General features: G+C 54.9%; 11 protein-coding genes, 2 tRNA genes and 2 pseudogenes. 6 read left to right on the forward strand and 9 right to left on the reverse strand.

What is annotated here, in order from left to right; all coding sequences use genetic code 11:
* Both ABYT07_RS15755 and hisB read right to left on the reverse strand, forming a co-directional pair.
* Positions 1-159, reverse strand: a pseudogene (locus ABYT07_RS15755) (imidazole glycerol phosphate synthase subunit HisH); the annotation flags it as partial.
* Positions 160-162: 3 nt separating this feature from the next.
* Complete coding sequence (hisB, locus tag ABYT07_RS15760; RefSeq protein ID WP_372992991.1) at positions 163-750, reverse strand: imidazoleglycerol-phosphate dehydratase HisB; 588 nt, start codon at positions 748-750, stop codon at positions 163-165.
* A 143-nt stretch (positions 751-893) separates the two neighbouring features.
* On the opposite strand from hisB, the gene ABYT07_RS15765 reads away from it, so the two are divergent.
* Together ABYT07_RS15765 and ABYT07_RS15770 are read left to right on the forward strand one after the other, a co-directional pair.
* On the forward strand, positions 894-1133 hold the full coding sequence (locus ABYT07_RS15765) for an Lrp/AsnC ligand binding domain-containing protein (protein WP_176249542.1): 240 nt from the start codon (positions 894-896) through the stop codon (positions 1131-1133).
* A 44-nt stretch (positions 1134-1177) separates the two neighbouring features.
* Positions 1178-1465, forward strand: a complete 288-nt coding sequence (locus tag ABYT07_RS15770; RefSeq protein WP_372992992.1) for a hypothetical protein — start codon at positions 1178-1180, stop codon at positions 1463-1465.
* A gap of 4 nt (positions 1466-1469) precedes the next feature.
* Here ABYT07_RS15770 and ABYT07_RS15775 read toward each other — a convergent pair whose 3' ends face one another.
* On the reverse strand, positions 1470-2405 hold the full coding sequence (locus ABYT07_RS15775; RefSeq protein WP_372992993.1) for a PleD family two-component system response regulator: 936 nt from the start codon (positions 2403-2405) through the stop codon (positions 1470-1472).
* A gap of 273 nt (positions 2406-2678) precedes the next feature.
* Here ABYT07_RS15775 and ABYT07_RS15780 point away from each other — a divergent pair, with 273 nt between their 5' ends.
* Positions 2679-3404: a hypothetical protein gene (locus tag ABYT07_RS15780; RefSeq protein ID WP_372992994.1), complete on the forward strand. Its 726-nt coding sequence runs from the start codon at positions 2679-2681 to the stop codon at positions 3402-3404.
* 171 nt (positions 3405-3575) lie between these two features.
* Here ABYT07_RS15780 and ABYT07_RS15785 read toward each other — a convergent pair.
* The 5 genes and pseudogenes from ABYT07_RS15785 to ABYT07_RS15805 form a co-directional block, all read right to left on the reverse strand.
* Positions 3576-3650 (reverse strand) — tRNA-Gly (locus ABYT07_RS15785).
* Positions 3651-3765: 115 nt separating this feature from the next.
* Positions 3766-4137: pseudogene (locus ABYT07_RS15790) on the reverse strand (DUF2306 domain-containing protein); the annotation flags it as partial.
* A gap of 548 nt (positions 4138-4685) precedes the next feature.
* A complete protein-coding gene (locus ABYT07_RS15795; protein ID WP_372992995.1) occupies positions 4686-6359 on the reverse strand; it encodes a cytochrome c oxidase subunit 1 in 1674 nt (557 codons plus the stop codon).
* Positions 6360-6736: 377 nt separating this feature from the next.
* Positions 6737-7393, reverse strand: coding sequence for a lipoyl(octanoyl) transferase LipB (gene lipB / locus ABYT07_RS15800; protein ID WP_372992996.1), 657 nt, complete (start codon positions 7391-7393; stop codon positions 6737-6739).
* A 62-nt stretch (positions 7394-7455) separates the two neighbouring features.
* Positions 7456-8130, reverse strand: a complete 675-nt coding sequence (locus ABYT07_RS15805) for a DsbA family oxidoreductase (protein ID WP_372992997.1) — start codon at positions 8128-8130, stop codon at positions 7456-7458.
* 196 nt (positions 8131-8326) lie between these two features.
* Between ABYT07_RS15805 and ABYT07_RS15810 the strand changes: the two genes are divergently transcribed.
* Positions 8327-8412: transfer RNA gene (locus tag ABYT07_RS15810), tRNA-Leu, on the forward strand.
* 307 nt (positions 8413-8719) lie between these two features.
* Positions 8720-9628, forward strand: coding sequence for a phage tail tape measure protein (locus ABYT07_RS15815; protein ID WP_372992998.1), 909 nt, complete (start codon positions 8720-8722; stop codon positions 9626-9628).
* A 40-nt stretch (positions 9629-9668) separates the two neighbouring features.
* On the opposite strand, the gene ABYT07_RS15820 is transcribed toward ABYT07_RS15815, so the two are convergent.
* The gene (locus ABYT07_RS15820) at positions 9669-10046 is read right to left on the reverse strand and encodes a hypothetical protein (protein WP_372992999.1); all 378 of its coding nucleotides are present in this window, start codon (positions 10044-10046) and stop codon (positions 9669-9671) included.
* A 206-nt stretch (positions 10047-10252) separates the two neighbouring features.
* Between ABYT07_RS15820 and ABYT07_RS15825 the strand changes: the two genes are divergently transcribed.
* Positions 10253-10512: hypothetical protein (locus ABYT07_RS15825; protein ID WP_372993000.1), on the forward strand; the 260-nt coding region annotated here is incomplete at its 3' end.

The raw sequence follows: 10512 nt of genomic DNA on the forward strand, positions 1-10512 counted from the left end.
ACCATCGCCGGGCAGCACCAAACGGTCCGCACGCGCAACCACATCTGCGTCCGCGGTAACAACGACCTCGCCTGCGTCGGTTTCGCGGGCCATGCGTTCGAACGCCTTGTGGGCGGAATGCAGGTTACCTGATTCGTAGTCGATAATTGCCGTCAGCATCGCTTACAACGCACCCTTGGTTGACGGGATGTCACCCGATTTGCGTGGATCAACCTCGACCGCTTCGCGCAGGGCGCGGGCGACCGATTTGAAAGCAGCTTCGGCGATGTGGTGGCTGTTGAATCCGTGCAGCATATCCACATGCAGCGTGATGCCGCCGTGGGTGGACAGCGCCTGAAAGAATTCGCGCACCAGTTCAGTGTCAAAGGTACCGATTTTCGATGTCGGCAAATCCACGTTCCAGATCAAAAAGGGCCGCGCGGACAGATCAAGCGCGGTGCGCACCAAGGCGTCATCCATCGGCAGCAGGCAGGCCCCGTACCGGCGGATGCCGCGCTTGTCGCCCAACGCCTTGCTCAGCGCTTGGCCCAGTGTGATGCCAACGTCTTCTACGGTGTGGTGGTCGTCGATGTGCAGATCACCCTTGCCGGAAATCTTCATGTCGATCAGCGAATGGCGCGCCAGCTGGTCCAGCATGTGGTCGAAAAAACCAATGCCGGTCTGGTTGTCATAGGTACCGCTGCCATCAAGGTTGATTTCGACCGTGATGTTTGTTTCGGCGGTGGAACGGCTGATGGTGGTCTGGCGCATGGGGTATTCTCCGCTGGGTGTTGCCCTTATAGCAGCGCGCAAGGCCAAGCCAAGGCCAAGACGCGCGATCAGGCCAATCAGTCATTGCAGCGCAAACGCACCTATGTCAGCCTAAGGCCAACCAAATCAGTCGAAAGTCCCCCATGTCCACCTGCGTCTTTATCCAGATCCGTTGCCGTCCGGGCACGACCTACCGCGTGGCCGAGGAAATAGCCCTGCGCGAAATCCATTCCGAGCTTTATTCGACCTCGGGGGATTTTGACCTGCTGATGAAGCTGTATATCCCCAAGGGCGAGGACGTCGGCGTTTATATCAACGATCATTTGCTGGACATTGATGGAATTGAACGGTCGTTAACCACCATGACATTCAAAGTGTTTTGAGGCGCTTTTTCGCCTTGGGTGCAGCATTGATTTGCCTAGGCTCAGTGGCGTCTGCCCGCACCTATAGCGGTGAGGAAGCCGCCGCTTTGCGCTGCGCCAATATGATGGCTTATACGGCGGTCACATTGGCGCGTGCCGACCTTATAGGTGACTATGAAAAGAACGTGATGCTCGAGATAACCGTGCTGATCCTTGAACAACACGTGAGCGGCACCCGCAGCGAAAAGAAAGCGGCAATGGGCGTGATGCGGGATCGGCGTGATCTTGAGGTGACCCTGTTAGATTATCAGGAAAATGCTGCCAAATGTCTGGTGCAATTCCCGATCTACTGACGGATCAGGCGGCAGCCTGTTTTGTGGCAAACCGCATCTGCGCGCGACCCAAGGCACGATCGACCGTGTTCCTGACGCGCTGCGTGCGATTCGCATTGGGCGTGATCGGAGTGCCAACAGAAACCGTCAGCGGTGCGTGCAGTGCAGTACCCGTTAAACGGGGCGCACAGGCCAGCTGTTGGTTCAGCTTTGTCTCGATCTGATCCCACGGGTGCAACATTGCGGTGGGGGTGATGCAGATGAATGATCCCGCTCCTTGATAGCTCATCAACATATGCGGACACGCCACGGCGCTGGAAATCGCATTGGCAAGATCGGTCAAGGCGGCGACGAATTCTGTGGATGTGCTGTGGTCATACAGCGTTTGGGGGTCATCCATGGCGATGCAGGAAACCTCGCAGGCATTCAGATCACCGCGTTCAAGCTGGGTCAGGTAATTGCCTAGCGAAAAGGGCAAGATCAGCCGCGCGACTCCGGTCAAAGGCAATTTGTCTTCGAGATCAAAAGGGTGTTTTCCGGGTATGGTGACTGTGTCCGTGGGCTGCGGCATTTGCGGCTGGCTGCACGCCAGCAGCCGCTCTGCGATGCGGATCCTGCTGTGGACATCTTTCAGGACAAAGGGCTTTGCGATGAAATCATTAGCCCCCGCAGCAAAGGCATTCTCGATCGAGCTGGGGTCGGTTTTGGCGGTCAGCATCAGGATCGGCGTGTCACGGTATGCGGGCAGGGCGCGGATGCGTTTGCACAACTCGATCCCGTTCATTTTGGGCATGTCGACATCCAACAGCAAACAATCAAACGGGGTGGGGGCCATGGCAAGCGCCTTAAGGGCCGCGCGTCCACCATCGGCGGTATGCACATCGGTCAGTGCCACTTGTTCGAACACCGCAGGAAGGAGCTCACGGACAAACGGGTCGTCGTCGATGGCGAGAATTTTCATGCTCTACTCCTCGTGTGATTCATCGGCTTTTCGCTCTCTCTTGGCGTGTATTTTGTTGCGTGCATTTTGGGTAAAATTATTCCCAAAAGGTGGTAAGAAAAAGGCAAAGCCCCTTCCTATGTTTATTTTGAAAGTTTTCAGGTGTGGGCGGTGGGCTATGTCCGGTGGGCTACGCCTTCATTTTTTGCGGGATCGCCCAATAATGGGCTTATTTTTGCGTTAACCTTAAGGCTAACTTGCGAAACACACGAAATAGCTAACTGGACCAATCTCATGAACAAACCTCTCTTGATGCTTCCCTTGCTGCTTGGCCTCACTGTTTCAGGCTGCGCACACATGCCCGCAGCTGGGTCAGAAGTGTCGCGGGGAACCACGGGGATGATGGCCCTGAAGGCGACCAACCAAGACCAGGCAATTCTGGCTGAACAAACCGCTGCTCTTGATCAGATGATGGCTGAAATTGTTCGTAATTCCACGATCAAACATGCGGCTGTCGGGGCGGCTGTGGGATGCGGAATTGCGGTCGTGTCGTCGGGGGGGGCGTCGTCATGCTTGGGCGCTGCCGCTGCCGGGGGGATCGCTGGGGCGGTGACCGGGCACATCGCAGGCAACCGCGACGTGGCACGCCGGATTGAGCTTGTATCCGCAAATGCATTGGTGCGTAGCATCCGTAAATCAAACAACCAGCTTGGCGATATCAAAACCGACCTGCCCAATCTGCTTGCCCGACAAGATGCCGAACTGAAGTCCCTGCACGGGCTTAAGGCGGCTGGTACGATTAATGCAGATGTCTACAACGCCCGCCTGTCCGATATCCGCGCCAGCCGTGCAGAACTGGCAGAGGCGTTGATGATGTCCTCGCAGCAAGCACGAACCGCCAGCGCCAATCTGCGCGCAGCGACAGAGCAGGGCCAGTCTGGTCTTGAGTGGCACATCAGCGCGGTTGACCAAATGGAGCGTGAAGCCCTGTCAGCACGCTCTTCGATTTCGCTGCTCTAAATGCACTTTGAACCAAGATGATGGAACGCCTCGCTGATCAAGCGGGGCGTTTTTCGTTGCGCGTTTGGCTGGCGGCAAAAGGCAAATTGATTGCAAGAAATTGGGTGTTGGAAACACAAAGGCCGCCCGAAGGCGGCCTTGTTTTTTTCTGCTGGGGTTGCAGAAACCAGTTGGAGCGGGCGAGGCGATTCGAACGCCCGACCCTAACCTTGGCAAGGTTATGCTCTACCCCTGAGCTACGCCCGCATCCTCTGGTAAGGCGTGATTTACCTATACAGGGCTTGGGCCGCAAGAGGTAATTTAGGGTTATTTGAAAAAAGTTTAAATGCTTTCCCAGCAAAGGGTATTTCAGCGCTCGGACTTAAAGTGACAGGGGCTGCTGGCGTCTCATAAGACAATCCGCAGTGAGCACATGCAAAGCAACACCGATGATTGACGGGGCGGTAAATGATGCCTCGAACGGGATATGAAACAGCCGGTCAGTCGCGATGATAAACATCCGTGCGGGCGAGACCGATAGCCCAAGGGCGTAGGTCCGGATCATACTGCAGCGGTGACGCGAAAACTGCATTTTGCGCGCCGATTGCAATGCGTCCAGCAACAGGACGATCATCAACAGATTGATTGCAGTCGTTGCTGTTTGGGTCAGGGCACCCCCGATGGTGTGGAAAATGAATACCATCCAGATTACGCCGATCGCGGACAGAATGCTGGTCAGGATGAAGGTCTTTCCAAGGTGACGATGATCCTAGCGAAAATTGCGCCGAGCATAAACCGAAAATTGTATCGGGCCTATGATTCAGAAAATCACCCCTGGCAGGATATGCAGAATCGATAGGCCCGGATGATCACGGTAACGTTGGGTGGTCCAAGTCGCTTGGGTGCTGGGGGCGGATAGGACAGCCTCTAGTTTTTAGGTACCTCCGATGATCACAGGCAAGGAGAGCGCATATAAAAGAACTGTCATTAATGCGAGCCGTTTGATCCGGAATATCCAAGCGGTGGCTGTGAAGGGGACGGGTCGTGGGTGGTTAGGCGTAATGACGACGCCCGCCAGCAGCACCACAGAAGCCTTCAATGCCGGTCAGATCTTCAGTGCGTACGTACATCGGGCTGGTTCGGCGCGGATTGGTTCACGGTAACAAAGACCGGAGGGAGGAGCCACCGTAGCCATTTTGGTACAGTGATGATCGGCGCTACGCACAGTCCTACCAATGCGATGACCGCAAAAAAAAAGGGCCCCAACCGCCGTTGGAGCCCTTTGTGTTTTATGACCTTACCTTAGTGGCTTGGCTGTTTGTCCCAGTCTTCCTGCTTAGGAATGATCTCGAACGTGTGCTCTGGTGGTGGGCTTGGCAAAGTCCACTCAAGCGTATCAGCATATTCGTTCCATGGGTTTGCCGCTGTACTGCGTGCGCCGCGTGTCAGAGTGTAGAACATCACCCCGAAGAAGAACACGAACGACGCAAAGCTCAGGAAGGCACCGATCGACGACCACAGGTTCCAGTAGGCGAATGCCTCGGGATAGTCGATGTAGCGGCGTGGCATACCCTGACGACCCAAGAAATGCTGTGGGAAGAAGGTCAGGTTCGCACCGATGAACATCGCCCAGAAGTGCAGTTTACCAGCCCATTCAGGATACATGCGGCCCGACATCTTGGGCAGGTAGAAATAGATACCCGCAAAGATCGCGAACACGGCACCCAACGACATAACGTAGTGGAAGTGTGCAACCACATAGTAGGTATCGTGGTAATAGCGGTCTACAGCGGCCTGCGACAGAACGATCCCTGTTACACCACCAACGGTGAAAAGAAACAGGAAGCCGAAAGCCCACAGCATAGGTGTTTTGAATTCGATCGAACCGCCCCACATTGTGGCAATCCAACTAAAGACCTTCACACCGGTTGGAACCGCAATAACCATCGTCGCGAGCATAAAGTATGCTTGCTGGTTCAGCGACATCCCGACGGTGTACATGTGGTGTGCCCACACAACAAAGCCAAGTGCGCCGATTGCGATGATCGCCCAAACCATTGGCAGGTAGCCAAAGATCGGTTTGCGGCTGAACGTTGCAATCACGTGGCTAATGATACCAAAACCCGGAAGGATGATGATGTATACTTCGGGGTGTCCGAAGAACCACAAGATGTGTTGGTACAGAACCGGATCACCGCCACCTGCTGGGTCAAAGAACGCGAAACCAAAGTTACGGTCCATCAGCAGCATGGTGATAGCACCTGCAAGAACGGGCAGGGACAGCAGGATCAGCCAGCTTGTCACAAAGATCGACCAGCTGAACAGCGGCACTTTGAACAGTGTCATGCCAGGGGCACGCATGTTCAGGAAGGTCGTGATCATGTTGATCGCACCAAGAATGGACGACGCACCGGATACGTGAACCGCGAAAATCGCGAAATCCATCGACATCCCGCCTTCACGGACGGACAACGGCGGATACAGGACCCAGCCCACACCAGAACCCAGCTGACCACTGCCACCGGGTGTCAGGATTGAACAAACAGCCAGTGTTGTACCGCCGACATATAGCCAGAAGGATAGGTTGTTCATACGCGGGAACGCCATGTCTGGCGCGCCGATTTGCAATGGCATGAAATAGTTGCCGAAGCCGCCGAACAATGCCGGAATAACCACGAAGAACATCATCAAGATGCCGTGGCCGGTGATCAAAACGTTCCAGAGGTGACCGTTTGGCGTACAAACCGCAGAGCTGTCTGCGATAAAGCGCGCACCTTCCATACACATGTACTGAACACCGGGGTGCATCAGTTCCAAGCGCATGTAGATGGTGAAGCTGACTGAGATAAAGCCAACAAGGGCTGAGACGATCAGGTACAGAATACCGATGTCTTTGTGGTTCGTGGACATAAACCAGCGTGTGAAAAAGCCACGCTCGTCGTGATGGTCTTGCCCGTGAATGGCTGCGTCTGCCATGCGGTGCCTCCTGAGATTGGTGAGCCAAGGCACGCCCCGGAAGGGGACGCGCGTTGAATTATTCCTCGTTCTAGTGCGCCTTGCCTAAAGGAGCAATGGCAACGATTGCCGCAGGGCCGTAATTTTTGACAAAACCACGAATGGTTTGGGGGCGAGAGAGCATCTTTGCCACAGGCGGTTCGGTTTGAGTTTCGACAGTCATACTTGGCTTAGAAAGCATCAAATTGATGAAACATATGTGAAGATCAGAATGTATGTGCGGCAAAGCGTCCATTGGTCGTACTTCAGAGCCACGCTGGCATAGCCAACGCTGGGCAGGGGGCGTTAAGCCGGAAATTCGCAAGAATCAGTCTTTCTTAGGGGTGTTCGCCAAATATTTAGGGGTGTTCGCCAAATATTGCGTCGAATTGCGCCTTTAGCGCGACGTCCAACGCATCCATCGTCACGGGCAGCCCCAGATCGACCAAAGAGGTCACGCCATGCTGGCTTATTCCGCAAGGAACGATTCCGCTAAAATGGTCCAGATCGGGTTCCACATTGATGCTGATGCCGTGAAAACTGACCCATTTGCGTAAGCGGATGCCAATGGCGGCAATCTTGTCCTCGGCGAGATCTCCGTTCAGGGTCAAGGGCTTGTCCGGCCGATCAACCCAGACGCCGACACGACCTTCGCAGATTTTGCCCTTGATGTTAAAGGTATCAAGCGTGGCGATGACCCATGCTTCAAGCTCCTGGACAAAGCGGCGCACATCACGGCCGCGTTTGCCCACGTCAAGCATGACATAAACCACCCGCTGGCCCGGCCCGTGATAGGTATATTGGCCGCCGCGCCGGGTATCGTAGACAGTGAACCGCTCCGGATCAGTCAGATCCTCGATCTTGGCGGACGTGCCAGCGGTATAAAGCGGGGGGTGTTCGACCAGCCAAATGCATTCATCTGCGCTGCCTTCGGCGATCTGGGTGGCGCGCGCCTCCATCCACGCCTCGGCGGCGCGATAGTCGGTCAACCCGTCTGAGATGATCCATTCCACCATGGCGCTGGTTTACCGACCCCTTTGAATGTTTGAAAGTGCGTGCGCGAATAAAAGCGCAAAGATCAGGCCGCTTCCCTCTCGCTCAGGACTTTTTGCAGGATTTGCGCATAGTTTTCGGCACCTTGCGCGCCGGTCACGAGGTATTTTCCCTCAAAGATCATCGACGGCACGCCCGAAATCCCTTGCGATGTCCAGACGCCTTGAAGTTCGCGCACCTTATCTGCATGGCTGCCAGTTGCCAGAACCTCGGCCGCACTGTCGCCGTCCAGGCCAACGCTTGTTGCGATATCAACCAGCACAGCATGATCGGACACGTCGCGCCCTTGGGTGAAATGTGCGTCAAACAACGCAAGTTTGAGCGGATGCTGAAGGTTTTGACCCTGCGCCCAATTCAGCAGCTGATGTGCGGCAAAGCTGTTGACCATGCGGCTGTCAGGCGAAAACTGGAAATCGATGCCCAGCCCCGTGCCAATTTCGACCAGATTTGCACGGTTTTGGGCAGATTGCTCGGCTGTTATTCCGTATTTCTGGGTAATATGTTCGCCCATGTTCTGGCCTTCTGGGCCCATCTGCGGGTTCAATTCAAACGGATGCCAGCGGATAAACGCACCAACCCCGACCATCGCAAGTGCCTGTTCCAACTGGCGATACCCGACGATGCACCACGGGCACATCACATCCGACACGATGTCAATTTGCAGGGACGGGGTGTTTTGAGTGGCGGAGTCTTGGGGCATTTCGTTTCCTTAGTTGGCTTTAATTTGTACCTTTCCTCCAAAGTCTATGCTTTGGCGCGTATTTCAAGAGGCAAGGGATAAATCCCCCGCGTTTGACGCAATTTTGGCGGCGCTGAAAAACCATATTGAATTCATGCGATTTGCCTCTTCACAATGCCGCCGAGTTTGTCTAAACGATCCTCACCATCCATGGCGTGCGGTCGTGGCGGAATGGTAGACGCGCAGCGTTGAGGTCGCTGTGGGGTAACACCCGTGAGAGTTCGAGTCTCTCCGACCGCACCAATGTCAAGCATTAAAGTCATTAAAAGCTTAGAGGTTGAGGCTGGCCTTAAACGCCAGCCCCACAATTGGCCCCACAATTACCTCGCAGGGTTTTTAGACTTCTCTACCCAAGTCTGAACTTCAGAAACTTTAAGCACAGAGCGTCCACCGGCTTTATAGATGGTCACGTTTCCTAACTTGCTCTGCCGGTAGATCGTGTCCCTAGATATTCCGAACCAGTTGGGTGCCTCTTTTACTGGCACGAAAATTGGTGCGAGGTTCGGAGTGGCGCGTGCTGCCTCACGTATACTAGTTATGTCGCCAGGATGTGGGGGGCAAGCGCCTTGGCCCCGGATTGGCCGGTGGTCTGGTGGGTGGCCTGACCGTAGGTGCTCTATCCGGCTTGTCACAGAACCTTGGCCGGATCGTGAATGAAACGGCACAGATCGGTGACGAGGCAAAGCGGGCAGGGGTCAGCGTTCGGGCTTTGCAGGAATGGAAGTTCGTCGGTGCGCAGAACCGGATCGGCACTGATCAGATCGTCGACGGCCTGAAAGAGCTGAACCTGCGGGCTGACGAGTTCGTCGTGACCGGGCAGGGCGCGGGTGCCGAAGCGTTCGCGCGGTTGGGGTATTCCGCTACCGAACTCAAAAACAAGCTCGCAGATCCGTCGAAGCTGATGCTTGAGATCATCGGGCGCATGGAAAGCATGGATCAGGCCGCGCGGATCAGGATCAGCGACGAGCTGTTCGGTGGTTCTGCCGGTGAGCGCTTTGCTGAATTGGTCAGCCATGGTGAAACCAAGTTGCGTGATACGATCCGCGCCGCAAATGACACCGGTGCTGTGCTGGACAGCGAACTTATCGAAAAGGCAGCCGAACTGGACCGCCGGTTCGCAGCGCTGAAAACCCGTGCAGATGTGTTCCTGAAGACACTTGTGATCGGCCTCGTGGAAGCTGCGCCCAAACTCGCAGAGGTGCGCAGCCACATCGACAACCTCTTCGATAACCCACGGCAGGGCAGCGCGCTTTTGGGTTCTGGCATCTATGATGAGCTGAACCGCGATGCCCGCGCTGTTGAGACACACGGGGCAGCGATTGAAGCGCTGGCGAGTGCTTATGATGAAACCGGCTATATCGCTGAACGCAATGCAACCCGGCTTGCCAAGGTCGCGACAGAGTTGAGGGCGGCTTCTCACTTCGGATTGATAGGGTTAAATTATGCGCTGCACTGGTAATCTCCCCCCCAAATTCCAATGACATCCAGGAGAGCAGCCTTCATCGAGTATCCGGAAAACCTTCGAATGCATCGTCTATAGCTTTTTCCAGCAGCGCGACTTCTTTATCGCTTAACTTCGCAAACTCTTTCTCACGACGACGTTTGGGGAGCTTTCCTCCATTTTGCCTGACGAACATGATAAAATCATCAGCGAGACGATCTGGCATCTCAATGGCATTCATGATCGTCGTCATGGCGGCGTCATGACGCTTCAAGTAGTCAATTTCACGCGGCAGGTCATTCTCAATGGTTCGATGGACGCATTCATAAAGAAATTCGGCTTCGTCGGTGCAGTCAAAGTATCGGTACAGATCAGCCGTATAATTCGTGACTTCAACGTTTCCGTTCGGCAAGGCCCGCCAGTTGATAACGGACATCAACGGCCCCGAATGCGACTGTAGAGTTGTTCGGTAATCATCGATCCGATCCAGCATGACAGAGGACACGGGAAAAACCATTCCTTTTGGCGTGAACTTTCTTTCCGCCAAGACATGGTGAATAAGGCAACGGTGGAGACGCCCATTGTCGTGCGCGGTGTCACGTCATCGCCAAACAGGCGATCACGGATAATCGGGCAGGGCTGTTGTGTGCTGACCCCTTCGCGGGCTTCGAGCCTGTTAGCGAGAAGATCAAGCACAGCAAAGCCAAGGAAGCTGATGTCATTGCTTACACCCCCGAACAGGTTGGCATGATCCTTGACCATTGCAACGACACGTTCGACCATCAGTCGATGGACTTCTGGTTGCCGTTGATCGCGGCATATACAGGCGCAAGGCGTGAAGAGATTGGCCAGCTAACCGTCGATAATATCCGTGTAGTGGGGAACATGCACGTTATGGATAT

The organism is Sulfitobacter sp. (assembly GCF_041552635.1).
Taxonomy (GTDB): domain Bacteria; phylum Pseudomonadota; class Alphaproteobacteria; order Rhodobacterales; family Rhodobacteraceae; genus Sulfitobacter.

Excerpts from the sequence above, each read along its gene's own strand:
- hisB (WP_372992991.1), bottom strand. The coding sequence starts at position 750 with ATGCGCCAGACCACCATCAGCCGTTCCACCGCCGAAACAAACATCACG.
- ABYT07_RS15765 (WP_176249542.1), top strand. The coding sequence starts at position 894 with ATGTCCACCTGCGTCTTTATCCAGATCCGTTGCCGTCCGGGCACGACC.
- ABYT07_RS15775 (WP_372992993.1), bottom strand. The coding sequence starts at position 2,405 with ATGAAAATTCTCGCCATCGACGACGACCCGTTTGTCCGTGAGCTCCTT.
- ABYT07_RS15780 (WP_372992994.1), top strand. The coding sequence starts at position 2,679 with ATGAACAAACCTCTCTTGATGCTTCCCTTGCTGCTTGGCCTCACTGTT.
- ABYT07_RS15795 (WP_372992995.1), bottom strand. The coding sequence starts at position 6,359 with ATGGCAGACGCAGCCATTCACGGGCAAGACCATCACGACGAGCGTGGC.
- lipB (WP_372992996.1), bottom strand. The coding sequence starts at position 7,393 with ATGGTGGAATGGATCATCTCAGACGGGTTGACCGACTATCGCGCCGCC.
- ABYT07_RS15805 (WP_372992997.1), bottom strand. The coding sequence starts at position 8,130 with ATGCCCCAAGACTCCGCCACTCAAAACACCCCGTCCCTGCAAATTGAC.
- ABYT07_RS15820 (WP_372992999.1), bottom strand. The coding sequence starts at position 10,046 with ATGTCCGTTATCAACTGGCGGGCCTTGCCGAACGGAAACGTTGAAGTC.